This window comes from Legionella sp. PC1000 (assembly GCF_014109805.1).
In the GTDB taxonomy this organism is placed as follows: Bacteria; Pseudomonadota; Gammaproteobacteria; order Legionellales; family Legionellaceae; genus Legionella; species Legionella resiliens.
The window spans coordinates 494,873-512,164 of the sequence record NZ_CP059400.1 but is presented as its reverse complement, the minus strand read 5'-3'; the positions used below and the strand labels follow the sequence as shown (position 1 = coordinate 512,164).

Below are 17,292 nucleotides of genomic sequence, written 5' to 3'. Positions count from 1 at the left end.
CTGTTTTTTTCGCACGTAGGATAAAAAATTTCACCTCATTGCCTACAATGATTTATTTGCAAACAAGGTGTTGATAAAACTGGATGGCTCGCTCAATCGCTATTGGAAAATAATAATGAATCCCGGGATTGGTTTTGCGTGCTTCCAGCCAGGCAATCGTTACGAGTTTTCTTGCCAGCATAAAATACGGGAGTAATCGAATATCGTCTGCTGACACGGGCATGGATTCATTGTAGCCATCCAATAAAGCATCTTTTAATTGATTAAACGACTTATGCTGATTGCCTTCGGATACATGTTCAAATGCACACAAAGCTACAGCCAAATCATCGTTATAAAATCCAAGCCCACAGTCATCAAAGTCAATAATCGCAAATTGGCCTTGATGCACCAGAATATTATTAGGCTGGGTATCTGAATGGATCACGCCGGTTTTGTCCGGATGTTTACTTTCCAAATCTTTTAAAAGCTCATAAACCATTCTTCTCGCTGCAGTGAGAAGCTGTTGTTCATGAGCAGATACATCAGAGAGTTGTTCAATATTATAAAATTTTGCTGTTTGCGCGCCAATCAAGCCATCTGCTCGCCAGTAATCACGGTGTTTCATCGAGAGACTTTGTCCACTCTGATGTAAGGTACCAATCAATTTCCCTAAATTCCTGGCATATTGTTCGTTGATACTTCTCCATTTTGTCTTACCGGGTAACCATTCAAATAAGAGACAAAATCGGTTTGAAGGTATCACCTGATGGTGCACCTCAATGAAGTAGCGCTCAGAAATTGTTTTTACAGGTGCAGCCACAACAAGGTCTGTAGTTGCAAGAATATGATTTATCCACTGTATTTCTTCCTGAATCGCAGCATGTTGATGATGGCCATGGGGATTAACTCTTAATGCATAACGTTTATTTTGGCTGTCTGTAATTCTAAAAATTGCGTTAGCACTGTATTTTATCAATTCAATGTTATGGGGAATCAATGGATAGTGCTTCAGCGCTTCTATGGCCAAAGCCCTTAATCTCCTGGCCTGTGCTCGATAAGAAGCGTGTTCAAAAGGCATCGTAGTCATGATGTTCCAAAAGGCAGTGTTTTATAAGCAAATGCTTTCATTCTTCCTTACCTCAAGTGGTCACTACGCTCATTTCATGGTTTTGTTTTTTAGCAAAAGTAACGCTGAAGCAATCAGCAACATTCCACCCATAGCGATCAACCCGGCACTGGAAAGAATGGATAATAAGTTGGAACCAAAACCTGTGACCATCCAGGCAAATGCCATTACCGCACCGGATATTCCCATTACCCATCCTTGCGATTGCGCATCGACAGCATTAGAAAATAAAGTAAGTAAGCAGGCAAATGCCATAATATCAAAAGTTGCAATCACTACTGCTAAGGGCCATTGTAAAAGAGGATTGGAAATAACATACACGAGCAATTGTCCCAACCCTGTGAGAATAAGGGTAAATAAAGCAATATGGTGTACTTTATATCGATTCACACATAAAGGCATTCCAATCAGGATGCCGATAGCAAAACCTAAACCGATCATGCCTTGTACTGCACCCAATTGCCAGTTGGTGTAATGGTAAGCTGTTTTCATATGCACAATGATGAACTGAAAATAAAGGCTAAACCCCATTTGCATCAATAAAAACACCAATGCCAGAATACGGACCGAGCGATGCTGAAATGCTTCAATAAAAATTTGCACCGGGCGAAAAATGGATATTTTCTTATGCGATAAAGTTAACACAGTATCTTGATATCCAAGTTCTATCCATATCCAAGCAATAAAAGCCAGGAGCGCTGCCATTAAAAAAGGAGTAGTAAAAGTAAACCAAGGCAGTAATTGTTTATCCGACATGACCCCGCCAAGCAAGGGACCAAGAACCGAGCCAAAACTAAAACTCAGAGAAATCAAGCTCATATTCAATGCCTTGGTTTCAGGAGTACTTAAATCGGCAATAGAAGCTTGAGCTATAGGTTGACTACCAGCCATTAAACCGGAAAGGGCTCGCCCGATAAGTAATAAACTTAAGGAAGAAAAAGCAACCCCTACCCCCATTAACAGAAAACTGATGGTTATTCCTAACATACACAGCAGCAACACTTTTTTGCGCCCCCAAACATCGGATAAATCACCCATGAATGAGGTACCAAAAAACATGCATAAGGGATAGAGCATATAGCTTAATCCCAAATAAAAATGTTTCGCTGCCACACTCGCATCGGCATTCAATACAGGACTATGATCTGCTGTAAATATTGCCGTCATTACTGGATATACAAGCCCAAATCCTAAAGCATCAATGACCACTGCAAAAAAACAAGGAGCAGTTTTTCGAAACATAGTGACCCCTTTGAATTAAAGTAAATAGTTTTTACTATACTGATATTCCGAAGGTTTGTCTCATATTAAAGCCGAGGTAAAGCTTAAAGCCTAGGTAAAGCATCCTGTAACAGAGTAGCTATCGAGTCTAAAAGAGTCGATTCTTCGGGTAAAAAAATACCTTTTAATACTGGCGGCTGAACACAATAATAAACACTTATTTTTACCCGAGATCCATTCTTAACTCTAAATTCATTTTCCAATTGATAAGGCAATTTTTTTGCTTTGGGATCTGAATAAAACTCACCCCAAATGCTTTCTATTTTTGCTGCCATACACTCTGGAAATTGAAATGCAGCGGGCAATAAATTGACTGTTTTTGTGAGCAGCTCTTCAATGCTTAAGTCTCTAAGTGCAATTAAATTTGAAATCTGATAAAGACATTGCAGTTCTTTAACGCGTTCACCTAAATCGTAGGTCAATCTTTTTTGTTCTGTTTCCACCCTCTTCCTCGAGGTAATATTTCTTATTGTTTGTATCCAAGAATTAGGAAATGAAACCGAATCTATAGGGGACAAACTACATTCAAGCCACCCGCTCTTTCCGGTCTTCACTTCCTCAATGAATTTATCTTTTGAAAGAGTCAAATGAGAACACACTGGACATTCTTTCTGCTCTATAGACTTATTATGAAAAAGTGTGTGGGAAGATAAACCGACTAATTCTTCAGGTTTTAAATGGGCGATTGTGCCTGCAGCTTTGTTTGCTTGGTGGATAATACCTTCTGCATTAACTATTAACGTAGGATCTGGAATATTATCATAAGTAGTCGCAGCACGTGTCAGCATCGCAAAAGGTCGACGCAAAGTTTGTTCTACTAAAGCAACATAGATAAACCAAATTGAGAATATTTTTAATATTTGCCCCCCTACATGTTCTAAACCAAATAATCTTTTATAATCGGACAATGCCAAATCGGAAAATATCAGGGTAATCATGCTTAGGCTCATATAAAATAATAACTCTTTCGGTATCATTGCCCTCTCATACCAAAACAATATTAGTGCGATGATTAAAATTAGGATAACGCCCCATTCACAATAAAGTTTGAACCAAGTTACTCCATAATGATCAATATATGTCGTAGGAAAATGACCTGAAAAAATGGCGGTAAAAAGAATTAGGGTTATTAAAAAAAAGCCCAGATTCACTATCCAAATTCTCAACGTATGCCTGAAAAAATAAATGGAAAAAAGAAAAACCGCAGCCTGAAAAAAACGTGCAGCAATCCAAAGTTGAGTACCTAAATTACCTCCACCATGAGGCAATAAGCTTTTTTTATAAGCCAAAATATGCGCGATATCGATAAATGACCACCAACCGGCAGCCAGGGAAATAAAAATCACAAATTGATTTTTTGTGAAATGGGTGGTTGTAGCTGCTACGAGCATTGCAGTTAATCCGATAACCACCGAAAAAAATTCAGTAAGAGTATGAAAAACTAGAAGGTTGGTTTGATACTCAGCTAAAATACAAATTAAGGATAGAAACAGGGGAATGCCATAAACTCGCCATAGTGGTGAGCGAATCGAGACATTCGCTGCATAGGATCCCCTATCGACACGCATACATGTCCTCCCCATTACGCATTGATTCCTCTTTATATAATTTTGAAATGAATTTAATTAATCTCATAGAAAATTTTATTTCCTCATTATAGTTGAATTAAACAAATCAGGGGTTGCAGCACATCCTGATTCAATCTAAGAAAATCCGAATATTGAAATAGGGCAAGAATCTACAGGTTTCGCTTGGCGACATTATATAGGTAAAGAGAGGTTAATCCCACAACCAATGCATTTTTATTTCATAATGGCCAAATAAATATCAATTTTAATTTCGATTTCATATTCCCTTAATTATTTATTGCTAAAATTGCCTAAATTTTAGTAATGATAATAGGGCTTAAAATGCAACAAAAATACCAATTCACAACAATGGGACAAAAGAAAGAGCGGAACACCGGGCACATAAGCGAACAAGGCACATCCCTCCCGCCAGAAAAAGCAGTCATGGAAGTTATGAAATTGATCTTGGATGGTTATACAGAAATTGAAGCAACGGCCTTGGTAGGAATGCAAACTACACCAATCACCAAAAAAAGTATTCTGAATGAACCCATTTATTATGCTTCTAGAGAAGAAATACAGCTTTTAAAAGAGCAAAGAGATCAAAGAAGGCGCACGCTAATGCCCTCAACACCCAATAACCATACTGAGCAACGAAGTACTATACAATCTGTATCTGCAGAAAGTGATCAGGAAGTGCCAACACCTAAAATTACTACTGAAAAACCATCGGTTCCTGCAAAAACAGAACGTAAAAAGAAAGTGACATGGAATGATGGAAAAACTGAGGATAAAATAGAAGAAGGTTATGTTACAGAAGGAACAGCGAGTTCTTTTAAAAAAGCAGTAGTGGAGGAAGATCTCAAAAAATTAGTCAGCCAAGGTTATACAGAAATTGAAGCAGCAGTTCTACTTGGGAAATCATCCATGCAAGTAGGATCATCATACGCACGCGGGAAAGAAATACCTGTATTTATATATTCTGATCCAATTTTTTATGCTTCTGCAGAAGAAATAGAACAACGTAAGCTTTTAAGAGAGAAATCAGCCTCCAAAGTAAAACCGTCAACATCAAACAGCAAAGCGGACCAGTTAATACAAAAAATCTTGTCTGAAGAAAAAACAGTAACGCCAACTACAATGACGTTACCCAAAGAGAGTACGCAATCTGCATCTTTGGAAAGCGAAAAAGAAAAAGGAAGTACTGAACATGTATCTTCAGTAAAGTCAGAAAAAGAAGAAAATCGATACAGCTTTTTCAGTTCAACGACTGTAGGAATAGCTGCCTTAGCCGTAGTTGCTACACTAGGAATCGTTGCATCAAGAAAATAGAAAAAAACTGCATTGAGATGCTGGTTTTAATATCCAACTGATTGGGTACGCCTGGGAGATTCACCCAGGCTATTCCATTGATTACGTATTAAAATAACCCTTTTTTAAGTCCGCTTCAAAATCGTTGGGCCAATTAGTCCGGTATAGGCCATATCGTTTTTTTATAGAATTCTTTTCAATTGTTATCCACACTTGCGTACTTACTATTTGGTGGGGATCATAACTTGAGCCATTCTCTATCGTGATTTTAAATTCATGGGCAGAGAACCCATTTCTCAGTAAAATATTTTGAAAATCTTTATGTATAACATCCTCTCCGTTATGCATTTTGTTTATTCCTTAAACTGATACTTCACTTAATTATAGTAGCTGGAAACCTGAGAATTTCTCCTATTTTTTTGATAAATATGCTTCTTAAATTCAAAACTTCCCACGAACTACGGCTCATTAAATGAAGTGATCCAAAATTTTTGCGACGAGTTTGTATTTTGGGGGACAGGAGTAACGACGATTGTTTGGACTAGAGGGGGACTAAATGGTCCAGAAGCTGTAGCCCATTGATAGGTAATTTTAAATTTCCAGGAGTTTTTACTTTGTGCGGTTTTTTTAATTTCATACGCAATAATCCATGGGCTGGAAACTCCAGAAACCCAAGAAGGCCAACTGTCTTTAAATTTGCTTTTGAGTTCATCCGAAAACAACATAAATTGGATTGCGCCATTACGCTCTTTATTGGCTTTTGCAAATAAGGTTGCAACTTCATCCAACTTTTGCGGAGCCAGCGCCTTTTCCAACATGAAAATTCGTGCGGCATCTGATTCAGATTGCGACATATTTTCGGTCATACTATGTGCCGTAATGGAACACAAAATCATCAACCCGCTAAGTATGAAGTACACTTTTGACATTCTCATATTTTTCTCTTTATTAATGGAATGGATATGTTTCTATCTATCATTTTTATATGCTGACAGATAATCTGTTCTACTTGTTGTACGCATATTTTTTAAAGAGATCAATTAAAAGTTTTGCTGACGGTCCCACTTCTTGAGGTTGGTGATGCACTAAATAAACCGGATAGGTTCTTATGTTATTTTCTTCCATGTTCAATGGAAGAATGGGTAAATTTCGCGCTTCAACGATTTGCTGCGGTAACCAGGCAAAACCAATCCCATGCACCACACATTGAATCTTCATTTCTAAAGTGCTTACTTTCCAGTAAAATTCAGAGCCTAACCAACCTTCATTGCGTTTTTTATTGAGCCCAGAATCCTGAGCAATGAGGTAACGCTCATCATAAAGATCTTCGAGAGTAACCTGTTTTTGATGTAAGGGACTGTCTTTGTGAGCATAAGGAAGAAAATGAACATCCATTAACTTATTCCCTGTATAGCCTTCTGGAATTTTTGAAATAAGAGCCAACTCAGCTTCGCTATTAATTAATTGATCACTTGGTCCCGATAATAACCCTTGATTGATAATCAGTTTGGTATGTTTATTCTTTTGGCCAAACTCTTGCAGCACAGCCATCAATAAAGAAGAGGGTAAGAGTTCATCGATAGCGAGTCGCAATGATTTTTCATGGCCTGATTTTAAATTAAGTGCTGCATTTTCTAAATTTTTTGCCGCCCGGGTAACTTGCCGTGATCGCTTTAACACTTCCACACCTTGTTCAGTCAGCACCGCCCTACGCCCTTCAAGTTGTAGTAATTGCAAGCCGAGCATTTCCTGAAGTTTGGTTATCGTATAACTGATATTCGATTGACTTTTATGCAGTTTTATCGCTGCTTTAGCAAAGCTTCCTTCATCAATTACCGTTTGTAAGACGCGCCATTGTTCAAGAGTGACTTTAGTCATTATTTCCCCAAACTGAATACATCTAAAAATTAGATATATTTAGTCAAAATTATGCGCTTTTTTAATTTAAATAGCCATTTATAATCAATTTGTTTGATTAATAAGGAGCCCTAATGAACAAAATACTGTTATCACTCATTACCAGTGGTTTATTGATTCACTCAGTTTCCGGAATTGCAGGAGCAATTCAGGAGACCAACAAACACATCGTCTCGCAATTTTATCAAAAAGCATTGAATGAAAAGAACTTTGATGCGGCACAAAATTACCTGGGTGCCTGGTATATCCAGCATAATCCTATGGCTCAAGATGGGATTGAAGGTTTAAAAAATTACATTAACTATCTGAAAAGCACGTACCCGCAATCGCATAGTGAAATTAAACGTATTTTTGCTGAAGGAGATTATGTCATGGTGCATGTCCATTCTGTTTTAGAACCTGGCACTCAAGGACGAGCCATCGTGGATATCTTTCGTCTGGAAAACAATAAAATTTACGAGCATTGGGATGTTATTCAACCCATTCCTGCTGAGTCAGCCAATAGTAACGGAATGTTTTAGGAATCGCTCCTCATCTTCCCTGGCAAACATCTTCTCCTATAATGGGAGAAGGTGAAAACATAAGAAAATTACGAAATTTGACCACTGACAGAACCATTATATACACTTAATATGTGCCACTTATGGATTTCCGTTATGTCAAAACCATTTATCTCACAAATTCATCCTCCTGCATCATTTGTTGAACCCCCATTCTGGTTCATTTTTCACGGTGAAGACATTCTTTTACAGAACCATACCATACCTCAATTGAGCAATATTAACGCCCTCAATCTTTCTATTGAGCGGCAAATTTATTTAGGAACCTACGGCAATACGCCATGTTTTGCAGCGCAGATCAGCGCACAACCTTTCACATTACCTCCGAATATGGCTTTTCAGCATATTCGCCAAGCCCATGAACTTCTGCGCGATGAAGATTTGTTTTTACTTGTTTCCAAAGCAAAGCAACTCTTGCATTGGGATAATAGTACCCAGTTTTGTGGGTGTTGTGGCCATCAAACCCAATACAGTACTAAAGAACGCGCCAAAGTATGTCCAGTCTGTAATTCATTAATTTTCCCGCAAATTGCGCCTGTTATGATGGTATTAATCTGGCGGGATGATGAAATCTTGCTCGCACGTTCTCCTCATTTTATGCCTGGAATCTATAGCCTCTTGGCAGGTTTTGTAGAACCCGGAGAAATGCTGGAACAAACGGTTATGCGCGAAGTAAAAGAAGAAGTAAGTTTGAACATAAAAAACTTGCACTATTTTGCCTCTCAACCCTGGCCATTTCAAAGTAATTTAATGTTAGGATTTATTGCAGAATACGACAGCGGCGACATTCAAATCGATGCAACTGAAATTGAAGATGCCCAATGGTTCTCAATAAAAAACCTGCCTCAATTGCCCAAACCCATTAGCCTTTCGCGTCAAATGATCGATAAATATTTGGCAATGCGCCTTTAAAGTATAAGAATTCGTCTGTACCTTGTACGCGGATCCTTTCCATCGCAAAAAAATGCACATAAAACAAACCAAAAGATATATAATAACGCACCTTATTAATTAAAAATACGAAAGAATATCAAATCATTATCAGGAAATTAAATGAAACCCCAAACAGAAATCCTCGAAAATCTGGGCTTATTGTATGAAAAGAATCAATTACCAACTATTGAGTCTTCTGTTGAACCCAATGGCGGGATTCTAAACCTTGATAAAGTTCTTGCGGATAATCCCGAATGTTGGGATACCATAGCAATAGGCTCATCTCAACTCGAAAAAAAAGCAATAGTTCTTAAAACTGACTTAAGTGAAACCTCTGAAAATCTTTACCTCAAACAGCGCATTATTAAAAAATTAATCGAAGATAATTTTTCTGTATATTTTCCCACTAAAGAGGGATTAAAAAAAATAGAGGATGTAGAGCAGGTTGCCCACATTCATGCTCAATATAGTGAACTGCCATCACAAGAAGCCGCTCAGTTAAAAAAATTAAATCTCATTCCCGATCGTGTTACTTTTTTAGATAGCCATGGATTCGATGATCTTTGTACAAAAATTTTAAACTTCCCCGATGCATTTTTTTATTTTATCAATTTTATCACCCTGGATTTGTATGAACTATTTACTGAGCTGGATTATTCTGAACTCGTTAATCGAATGTTTACCAGTGCAGTTGAATGGTCATTTGATACTCCTCCCAATATGGATAAAGATTGGCGAAAAAAATATATAAATTTTGTAAAAGAAATTTCCGAGCAGACGCAGCAAAAAAACCGACACCCCAGTTTCAGCGCGTACTTATGCACAAAATCAAAGCTTATTCCCTCTTCCGAACCCACGAAATGTGATGAGAATAGCAGAGGAAGAACAAAACAGGCAGGAAGTATTGGTGTACTAAACTAATACCGCTTAAATTCACTGTGCCTGGGTTGCAGCGCTTGTCTCTTGATCATACCTCGTCCTACGCCCCGCGGCTTGTCCGCGGGGTCCGGTATTTTAGCGCAGATCTTCTGGATACCGCGGACCAGCACGGGACGTGAGATGTAAAGTACACTATTTGTTAATAATGGTTAATCTATCAAAATTTCTAATCGAAACAGGCGATCTCTCCGGCGCGACTCCTGGTAACATCGAACTTCTTCTAATCCACGACTACACTTGAGTTATAAGCAGTGTAAAAAATGAGAGATCTAAAATGGACAAATCGAAATTTTTAAGCAAGGTGCTTGGAATTTATTTGATCATAGTCAGCTTAGCTATGTTTGCCAACCTGCAGCAATTTACCATTTATGTTCAAGAGTTACTTAAAGATGCCCCATTAATGCTTGTCACCGGCTTTTGGACTCTTATTATAGGATTGCTTATGGTTGTAAGCCATAATGTTTGGCAATGGAACTGGCGGCTCTTAATTACCCTTATTGGCTGGATTATACTCCTGAAAGGGACAAGCATGATTTTTTATCCACATTATGTTGATAGAGCAACTCTTGTTTTTATGCAAGATACAAGTATGGCATACAGCGCAGCAGGGTTTGAGCTAATTCTTGGGATAATACTTAGTTACTTAGGCTTTAAACGTTAAATGGAAACAAGCCCTAGTCAATTTATAGATTATTAGGTTAAAGTATTATATCCGGTTTATTTTTCACGTAAGGGAATAGTAATGAAAATTTTAGCAAAATCACTTTTTTGTTCTGTCTTTTTGGCCAATATTGCTTTTGCTGATGATGTATCACAATTTAATACACAAATCCAAAATCAGTTAAAACAATTACAGGCACAACAACAACAGCAAACACAACAAATGAACGCTCAACTGCAAGCGCAAATTCAAAAAGTACAATCTGAGCTACAACAACAAATACAATCAGTGAATACCCAATTGCAGAATCAGATCAAAGCCGCTCAAAGCCAATTACAGACCCAAATACAAACTGTGAATTCACAGGTTCAGCTATTAGCAAGTAAACAAGGCATGCAACCAGCACCTGCCCCGTCTGCTCCAGAAAAACCAAAATAAAGCAGGTCACGTGTTATTCCCGCGAAAGCGGGAATCGTCTTTCGTTCGACCAATCTTACCCTTTCTCTTTTATATTTCTTCTTGGAATCTATTTAAGCAAAAAATGCATTAAAGGTATATAATTTAATAACCTAACTTAGAACAATAGAGATTCATTTACAAAGTCTAGAGGGAACGGGTGAGGGAACATGGCGAGACGTCAAATAGATTACCAAAAAGTGGCCCAGGCTGCAGAACATGTTAAAAAGCAAGGCCGCGAGCCATCGCTTACGAATGTATGTGAAGAATTAGGAATGATTACACCAACGCCTAACTTATCTATCCTTCTTGAAAAATGGTATCACGCCCAACCCGAATTCCAGCGTTCTATTAAAGCCCCCCTTTCAGAAAATATTAATGTAAAAACCCATGATATTCTTGAAAAAAATATAGAATTGGAAAAATCCCTATCCCTGTTACGTGCCACGCTTGAGTCCACCGCAGACGGTATCATGATGGTAAACGGCAAAGGACAAGTGGTCGATTGGAATCAAAAATTTGTAGAAATGTGGCGAATTCCTTCTCATATGCTGGAATCAGGTACCGAGAGTATTGGTTTTGAATATATTTTACAACAACTAAGCAATCCTGAAGCAGTAATTGCTGATGTGAAATATCTTTATGAAAATCCGGAATGGCAAGGAGAATTACCCGTTTTGCATTTTAAAGATGGACGAATTTTTGAACGGTTCACCCAACCACAGCGAATAGGCTCCGAAATTGTTGGAAGAGTATACAGTTTCAGGGATATAACTCAGAAATTGATGGAAGAAGATGAACTTCGCATTCGAGAGCGCGCCATAGAAGCAAGTACACATGGTGTTGCGATTCTTGATATTTCTAAACCTGATTTGCCTATTATTTATGTGAATAAAGCCTTTGAACGCATTACGGGATATAGTGAAAGACAGATATTAGGACAAAATCTTGCGTTTTTGCATGGAAGCAAGATAGAACATGTGAACCAGAAGCGGATAAACCTGGCAATAAAAGAGTTACGTGAAGAAACGGTAGAATTGGAAAGTTACCGGCGCAGTGGCGAAGTTTTTTGGGCTGAAGTAGGTGTTGCTCCTGTCAGAGATTCATTCGATAACGTGAGACATTATGTCTGTATTCTTAATGATGTCACTCAGCGTCGCGAACTGGAACAACAATTAATTCAACAAGCAACTCATGATTCGCTCACAGAATTACCCAATCGCGTTTTATTAATCGACCGTGTAGATCAAGCAATTTTACAAGCCAAGAAAAAAAGGGCCATATTAGCCTTTTTATTCCTTGATCTGGATCACTTCAAAATGACAAACGATACTTTGGGACATAACATTGGGGACAGGCTTTTGCAGGCCGTCTCTAACCGTTTGCTTCTTGCTACTGATGATTTTGATACCGTTTGTCGCTTAGGAGGCGATGAATTTGTTGTTTTGTTGCAGGACATTGCCACCGAAATGCAAGCAGAACAAAAAGCGGAAGAAATACTTACATCGATAGCCAAGCCCTTTCAGATTGATCAGCATAATTTAAAAATCACGGGCAGTATAGGGATAAGCTACTACCCTAAAGATGGCGATGGTTATGAATCTTTAATGAAGAGTGCTGATTTGTCGATGTATCATGCGAAAGATAACGGACGCAATACATATCGCACATATGATAAAGAAATGAACATGCGTGTCATTAATCGCATGCAACTTGACAATGCATTACGTGATTCGCTCAAGAGAAATGAATTCCATCTGGTGTATCAACCCTTCATTAATTTAACTACAAATAAAATTATTGGCTTCGAGGCATTGTTGCGTTGGCACAGCCATATTTTAGGAGATGTTCCTCCCAATGATTTTATAGGCATGGCTGAGGAGAATGGCTTAATTCTTGATATTGGCATGTGGGTTTTGCAAGAAGCATGCAGTCAGCTTGTACGCTGGCATCATCAAGGTTATGACCAACTCACTGTTGCGGTAAATATCTCTGGTCGTCAATTCCGTCAAGCGCATTTACCTGAGGTAATCGAAAAAATTCTTCTTGAAACAGGTTTACCTGCTAAATTTTTGGAATTGGAACTCACAGAAAGCTTACTTGTTGATAATGTAAAACATGCTGTTGAAACAATGTATGAATTGAAAGACATGGGAACAAAATTAGTGATTGATGATTTCGGTACTGGCTATTCCAGTTTATCCTATCTCAAGCAATTTCCTGTTGATAAATTAAAAATTGATCGTTCTTTTATCAGTGAGTTAGTCAATCGGGAAAATGATGCCGCGATCACAAAAGCAATTATCAATTTGGGTCATAGCTTAAATTTGGAAGTATTAGCTGAAGGAGTAGAAACAGAGTTACAACGAGACTTTATTATGCAGCATGGCTGTGACTACGCACAGGGCTATTATTTTGCAATGCCACAAAAAGCGGAAGAATTAAAAGATTTTATTATGCATCATATTTAAACCTAGAAAAATTTTCCTAACCTCGAGTTGGGATTTCCTATCCTTTTCACGAATTCTTTTCAAGTCGGTATGATTTTTGCTGTGAAAAAATTACGATGCGATGTATTTAGAGTGTTTTTATGTTGAATTGATTTTATTAAATAGAAACTCTTGTGTAACCGGTAGATTTTGCTTGAGTACAAGCTATCGCTGTTTCGAGAAGTTAGAAGTTTCCATGCAGTAAATGAATACAGCAGAAACAGCATAACGAAGGTTATAAAGAATTTTAATGCAGTCGTAGTAATTGTCTGTCGCCTGAATGTAGTGAATAGAATGGGTCTTGAGGATTTTGTAACTCAAACTCGGGTTAAATCCCTGCTTCATTTAAGGCTGCAATCGTTCTAAGGAGACTGGAATGAAAGAGGTAACCATTGTTGGTTCGGGTTTGGCAGGGAGCTTACTCGCCCTCTATTTGGCAAAAAGAGGATATAAACTTGAATTATTTGATGCACGGCCAGATCTTAGGGCCATGCGTACAGATGATGGGCGTTCAATTAACCTGGCTTTGTCCTGTCGCGGCATTACCGGCATGGCAGGTGTAGGCATCATGCCGCAGGTGAAAAAACTTATGGTTCCCATGCGTGCTCGTGCGATTCATGAAATGCAGGGGCAGATTAAATTTCAATCTTTTGGCCGACATCAAAATGAATACATTAATGCAATTCAACGTAATGATCTCAATAAGTTATTGCTAAATGAAGCAGAAAAATATCCTAAAGTTAAACTCAATTTCAGCACGAAACTCATCGATTTGAATGTCGATAAAAAAATCGTCCTCTTTAAATTACCTGATGGCACCATTTTAAAACGAAACTATGAACTTCTAATTGGGGCTGATGGGGCAGGTTCTGCAGTGCGTGAACAACTTCATACAAATCACTTAGTGCATGCATCACGTACTTACTTGCCTTATGGATATAAAGAGCTCTCAATTGGTGAGCCTGCTCAAAATCATCTTATTCATGAACATTTACACCTCTGGCCAAGGGATGCCTTTTTGTTGTTAGGCAATCCTAATCTTAATCACTCAATTACAGGCTCCTTATTCTTGCCTTATGAGGGAAAAAATGGCTTTGCAGAATTGGATAATGAGTTGAAAATTAAAGCTTTTTTTAAAAAAACATTCCCAGATGCATATGCTGAAATGCCCAACTTAATTGAAGAGTTTACCCAACATCCTACAGGTAATATGAGTACTATAAAATGCGATCCATGGTATTACCAGGATCAATGCCTGTTAATCGGAGATGCCGCGCATGGAGTTGTACCCTTTTTTGGTCAAGGCATGAATAGTGCGTTTGAAGATTGTCGTATTTTAAACGAGCTTTTAGATAAATATCATGATGATTGGAAGAAGGTAATGCCCGCTTTCTATCAATCAAGGAAAGTAAATACTGATGCAGTGGCGCAAATGTCTATGGATAACTTCCATGAAATTCAAGTCGACATCAGAGATAGACGATTCAACTTAAAAAAACAACTGGAGCTCGAATTAATGCATCGGTATCCAGAAGATTATATTTCAAAGCATGTTTTGGTAATGTTTACTAATACTCCTTATGCTGAAGCACAAGCACACGGGGAGTTACAAACGAAGTTTTTAAATAAAATATCTGACCAAGTGGAGCGAATTGAAGAGATAGATTGGACTAAAGTAGAGAAAGAACTTAAACAATATGACAAAAAATTGGCTAAATTGATTTGAATTTTAAAATAGGCAAAAAATTCAAGGGGTTACTTTGTCAAAAATTTGACACACGGGGTATTTTTTGCGCATTTTTTATTGGCAGATCACGCTTTTTTTCTATGAAAAAAAGCAAAAATATCCTTTTTTCATAGTTTTTGCGAGAAATAAAGAGGAAAAAGTTGGTATGCGTCATGCATTGTTCAAAGTGTCCAACAAAATTCTCATGGAGATGGCTATGAAAATCATACAAGATTATATTGATTCCAAACAACAAGAATTCATGAATCATCCTTTTTTTGAAATACTTGAACAATTGAAAAGTTTAAAAGAATTGAGTTACTTTGTTCCAGAACTTACTTTTTGGGCTATGACCTTCCAAGATATTCTAAGAATCAACGAAGAACGAGTGACTGACCCATACTTAAGAAAAGTTGCCCGTCATCACAGGCTCGAAGATGCAGGCCATGAAAAATGGTTTCTACATGATAAAAAATATATGGGGGCAGTGAATATCGATTCAGTGAATGATACGAACGATGTAAGTTGGCTCTACAGCAAAGAAACCCAACTCACTCGCGATGCTGCTTATGCTATTTTAGCCGAGGTTTATAAAGCAAATGATGAAATTCTGAATATTGTTCTCCTTTTAACTATTGAATCATCCGGACACGTTTTCTTTGAAAAAGTTTCAAAACAAGTGAAAAAAACTGGGGAAGATAAAAACCTTCAATATTTCTCCACATCACATTTGGAAGTAGAAATGGCTCATGCCTTGTTCGAAGAAGAAATGGAGCGCTCTTTGTTTTCAAGACAAATAGCAGTCCATACTCGACGCGAAGCATTAAAATTGGTTGACCGTTGTTATGATGCGTTTAACAAAATGTTCGATGGCTTGATTATTGCTTGTAATCGAAGACTTGAATTGGCAAAACAAAGGAATCAGCAAGATGCGGCAAACAAAGAACCAGTGGAGCTTATCTCAAATAAAGCAGTGTAAGAAAAAGTTTGGACAAGCGATGCTCAGTGATGAGCATTCGCTTGTTTTTTTTCGTGAAGATTTTGGCAAGTTGATTCATTCCGCTCCGGTAGCTGTTTTTGAACCCGAGACTACTGAGGAGGCGCAATCATTCATTCACCATGCTCATGAAAATCAATTACCGGTAACGCTTCGCGGCAATGGCATGAGCCAAAGCGGCCAATCGCTTGCAGTTCCCGGTGGGGTGATCCTCAATATGAAGCACTTCGATCATGCATCGGAAGCTGATTCAGAGTCCATTTGGGTAGAAGCAAATACTTCCTGGGCTGCTTTATTGGATAATTCGTTAAAGCAATCTCTCATTCCTTACGTAGTACCTCATAATTGTAATTTATCAGTGGGCGGCGTGCTCTCTGCAGGAGGGATGGGTGCCTCATCATGTAAATACGGTAGTGTAATTGCCCATGTCAAAGCCTTGGAGGTATTGAAAGCTAACGGAGAATTGGTAAAAGCAGACGAACAATCTTCTTTAATGCACGCATGCTTGGGTGGACAAGGACGTTTTGGTCTGATTACCAAAGCCTGCATTGCCTTAAGACCTTGTTTAAATAATGTCAGGACCTTCTTCTTGATCTATTTGGATAAAGACGAATGGCTTAATGATTTGCGTTTATGTCAAACAAAAGCAGATTATGTAGAATCATTTTGCACCCCCGCCCTACAAGGCGCGAAGTTATCCGGAAAAGGGAGATTGCCTTTTGCCCAATGGTTTTATTCCATTCATGTAGCTCTAGAGCATGATACTCTGCCACCTGATTTTCATGATTTGGGGTTAAAGCCCTGGCGTTTACTCCATACCCAGGATGAATCAATCCACTCTTATTTACATCGTCATGATTCTCGTTTTAATGCAATGAAAATGACCGGGCAATGGGAATTGCAACATCCGTGGTATGAGTGTTTTATACCCGGTTCACAATTAAATAATCTGGAAGAGTTATTAGCAGCTTTGCCTTTACACTACGCTACAGTAGTACATCTCGCACAGATCGCGTCCCATCCTCCTGTTGGTTTTTTACAACTTCCTAAAGACAAAAATATTTTCGCCCTCATGATCCTTAATCCCGGCTTACCTAATGCATTGATTCCGAGTTGTTTAGAAACAATTAAACAACTGGACGCGCTGTTTTTACCCCAAGGCGGCAAGCGTTATCTTTCCGGATATTTAGGAGACGCTCCAGATAAAAAATTTTGGCAAAAACATTTCGAAGAGCAATACGCTGATTGGCTTAAACTAAAGGAACTCTATGATCCGCACAATATTTTTTGCTCTATGTTACATCATGATTAGTGTAGCAGTGCAGGGAAACTCGAGTTCCACGTGT

At 38.2% G+C, this 17,292-nt stretch carries 15 protein-coding genes; 10 read left to right on the top strand and 5 right to left on the bottom strand.

Annotation, left to right across the window (positions count from 1 at the left end):
- Positions 1–52: 52 nt before the first annotated feature.
- The 3 genes from FOLKNPGA_RS02210 to FOLKNPGA_RS02200 all read right to left on the bottom strand — a co-directional run bounded on the left by FOLKNPGA_RS02210 (position 53) and on the right by FOLKNPGA_RS02200 (position 3,957).
- Positions 53–1,069 carry a phosphotransferase enzyme family protein gene (locus FOLKNPGA_RS02210; RefSeq protein WP_182351548.1) on the bottom strand — a complete coding sequence of 339 codons (1,017 nt, stop codon included), beginning with the start codon at positions 1,067–1,069 and terminating at the stop codon, positions 53–55.
- Between the two features lie 69 nt (positions 1,070–1,138).
- Positions 1,139–2,350: an MFS transporter gene (locus FOLKNPGA_RS02205; RefSeq protein ID WP_182351547.1), complete on the bottom strand. Its 1,212-nt coding sequence runs from the start codon at positions 2,348–2,350 to the stop codon at positions 1,139–1,141.
- Between the two features lie 83 nt (positions 2,351–2,433).
- Complete coding sequence (locus FOLKNPGA_RS02200; protein WP_182351546.1) at positions 2,434–3,957, bottom strand: MASE3 domain-containing protein; 1,524 nt, start codon at positions 3,955–3,957, stop codon at positions 2,434–2,436.
- Positions 3,958–4,299: 342 nt separating this feature from the next.
- Between FOLKNPGA_RS02200 and FOLKNPGA_RS02195 the strand changes: the two genes are divergently transcribed.
- Complete coding sequence (locus FOLKNPGA_RS02195) at positions 4,300–5,289, top strand: hypothetical protein (RefSeq protein WP_182351545.1); 990 nt, start codon at positions 4,300–4,302, stop codon at positions 5,287–5,289.
- Between the two features lie 437 nt (positions 5,290–5,726).
- Here the strand turns inward: FOLKNPGA_RS02195 and FOLKNPGA_RS02190 are convergent, their stop codons facing one another.
- Positions 5,727–6,203: a hypothetical protein gene (locus FOLKNPGA_RS02190; protein ID WP_182351544.1), complete on the bottom strand. Its 477-nt coding sequence runs from the start codon at positions 6,201–6,203 to the stop codon at positions 5,727–5,729.
- 70 nt (positions 6,204–6,273) lie between these two features.
- The gene (locus FOLKNPGA_RS02185) at positions 6,274–7,146 is read right to left on the bottom strand and encodes a LysR family transcriptional regulator (protein ID WP_182351543.1); all 873 of its coding nucleotides are present in this window, start codon (positions 7,144–7,146) and stop codon (positions 6,274–6,276) included.
- 113 nt (positions 7,147–7,259) lie between these two features.
- Here FOLKNPGA_RS02185 and FOLKNPGA_RS02180 point away from each other — a divergent pair, with 113 nt between their 5' ends.
- The 9 genes from FOLKNPGA_RS02180 (at position 7,260) to FOLKNPGA_RS02140 (ending at position 17,258) form a co-directional block, all read left to right on the top strand.
- Positions 7,260–7,706 (top strand): ester cyclase, encoded by a 447-nt coding sequence (locus tag FOLKNPGA_RS02180; protein ID WP_182351542.1) that lies wholly within the window; start codon positions 7,260–7,262, stop codon positions 7,704–7,706.
- Positions 7,707–7,841: 135 nt separating this feature from the next.
- The gene (gene nudC / locus FOLKNPGA_RS02175; protein ID WP_182351541.1) at positions 7,842–8,657 is read left to right on the top strand and encodes an NAD(+) diphosphatase; all 816 of its coding nucleotides are present in this window, start codon (positions 7,842–7,844) and stop codon (positions 8,655–8,657) included.
- 141 nt (positions 8,658–8,798) lie between these two features.
- Positions 8,799–9,599 carry a hypothetical protein gene (locus tag FOLKNPGA_RS02170; RefSeq protein WP_182351540.1) on the top strand — a complete coding sequence of 267 codons (801 nt, stop codon included), beginning with the start codon at positions 8,799–8,801 and terminating at the stop codon, positions 9,597–9,599.
- A 292-nt stretch (positions 9,600–9,891) separates the two neighbouring features.
- A complete protein-coding gene (locus FOLKNPGA_RS02165) occupies positions 9,892–10,278 on the top strand; it encodes a hypothetical protein (RefSeq protein WP_182351539.1) in 387 nt (128 codons plus the stop codon).
- 81 nt (positions 10,279–10,359) lie between these two features.
- On the top strand, positions 10,360–10,716 hold the full coding sequence (locus tag FOLKNPGA_RS02160) for a hypothetical protein (protein ID WP_182351538.1): 357 nt from the start codon (positions 10,360–10,362) through the stop codon (positions 10,714–10,716).
- Positions 10,717–10,904: 188 nt separating this feature from the next.
- Positions 10,905–13,205, top strand: coding sequence for a bifunctional diguanylate cyclase/phosphodiesterase (locus FOLKNPGA_RS02155; RefSeq protein WP_182351537.1), 2,301 nt, complete (start codon positions 10,905–10,907; stop codon positions 13,203–13,205).
- 394 nt (positions 13,206–13,599) lie between these two features.
- Positions 13,600–14,949: an NAD(P)/FAD-dependent oxidoreductase gene (locus tag FOLKNPGA_RS02150; RefSeq protein WP_182351536.1), complete on the top strand. Its 1,350-nt coding sequence runs from the start codon at positions 13,600–13,602 to the stop codon at positions 14,947–14,949.
- A 217-nt stretch (positions 14,950–15,166) separates the two neighbouring features.
- Positions 15,167–15,928 carry a hypothetical protein gene (locus FOLKNPGA_RS02145; RefSeq protein WP_182351535.1) on the top strand — a complete coding sequence of 254 codons (762 nt, stop codon included), beginning with the start codon at positions 15,167–15,169 and terminating at the stop codon, positions 15,926–15,928.
- Positions 15,879–17,258 carry an FAD-binding protein gene (locus FOLKNPGA_RS02140; RefSeq protein WP_182351534.1) on the top strand — a complete coding sequence of 460 codons (1,380 nt, stop codon included), beginning with the start codon at positions 15,879–15,881 and terminating at the stop codon, positions 17,256–17,258. Before FOLKNPGA_RS02145 ends, FOLKNPGA_RS02140 begins: the two co-directional genes overlap by 50 nt.
- Positions 17,259–17,292 lie beyond the last annotated feature (34 nt).

Excerpts from the sequence above, each read along its gene's own strand:
- FOLKNPGA_RS02160 (WP_182351538.1), top strand. The coding sequence starts at position 10,360 with ATGAAAATTTTAGCAAAATCACTTTTTTGTTCTGTCTTTTTGGCCAAT.
- FOLKNPGA_RS02140 (WP_182351534.1), top strand. The coding sequence starts at position 15,879 with ATGCGGCAAACAAAGAACCAGTGGAGCTTATCTCAAATAAAGCAGTGT.
- FOLKNPGA_RS02185 (WP_182351543.1), bottom strand. The coding sequence starts at position 7,146 with ATGACTAAAGTCACTCTTGAACAATGGCGCGTCTTACAAACGGTAATT.
- FOLKNPGA_RS02195 (WP_182351545.1), top strand. The coding sequence starts at position 4,300 with ATGCAACAAAAATACCAATTCACAACAATGGGACAAAAGAAAGAGCGG.
- FOLKNPGA_RS02165 (WP_182351539.1), top strand. The coding sequence starts at position 9,892 with ATGGACAAATCGAAATTTTTAAGCAAGGTGCTTGGAATTTATTTGATC.
- FOLKNPGA_RS02210 (WP_182351548.1), bottom strand. The coding sequence starts at position 1,069 with ATGACTACGATGCCTTTTGAACACGCTTCTTATCGAGCACAGGCCAGG.
- FOLKNPGA_RS02150 (WP_182351536.1), top strand. The coding sequence starts at position 13,600 with ATGAAAGAGGTAACCATTGTTGGTTCGGGTTTGGCAGGGAGCTTACTC.
- nudC (WP_182351541.1), top strand. The coding sequence starts at position 7,842 with ATGTCAAAACCATTTATCTCACAAATTCATCCTCCTGCATCATTTGTT.
- FOLKNPGA_RS02145 (WP_182351535.1), top strand. The coding sequence starts at position 15,167 with ATGAAAATCATACAAGATTATATTGATTCCAAACAACAAGAATTCATG.
- FOLKNPGA_RS02190 (WP_182351544.1), bottom strand. The coding sequence starts at position 6,203 with ATGAGAATGTCAAAAGTGTACTTCATACTTAGCGGGTTGATGATTTTG.
- FOLKNPGA_RS02205 (WP_182351547.1), bottom strand. The coding sequence starts at position 2,350 with ATGTTTCGAAAAACTGCTCCTTGTTTTTTTGCAGTGGTCATTGATGCT.
- FOLKNPGA_RS02170 (WP_182351540.1), top strand. The coding sequence starts at position 8,799 with ATGAAACCCCAAACAGAAATCCTCGAAAATCTGGGCTTATTGTATGAA.
- FOLKNPGA_RS02155 (WP_182351537.1), top strand. The coding sequence starts at position 10,905 with ATGGCGAGACGTCAAATAGATTACCAAAAAGTGGCCCAGGCTGCAGAA.
- FOLKNPGA_RS02200 (WP_182351546.1), bottom strand. The coding sequence starts at position 3,957 with ATGCGTGTCGATAGGGGATCCTATGCAGCGAATGTCTCGATTCGCTCA.
- FOLKNPGA_RS02180 (WP_182351542.1), top strand. The coding sequence starts at position 7,260 with ATGAACAAAATACTGTTATCACTCATTACCAGTGGTTTATTGATTCAC.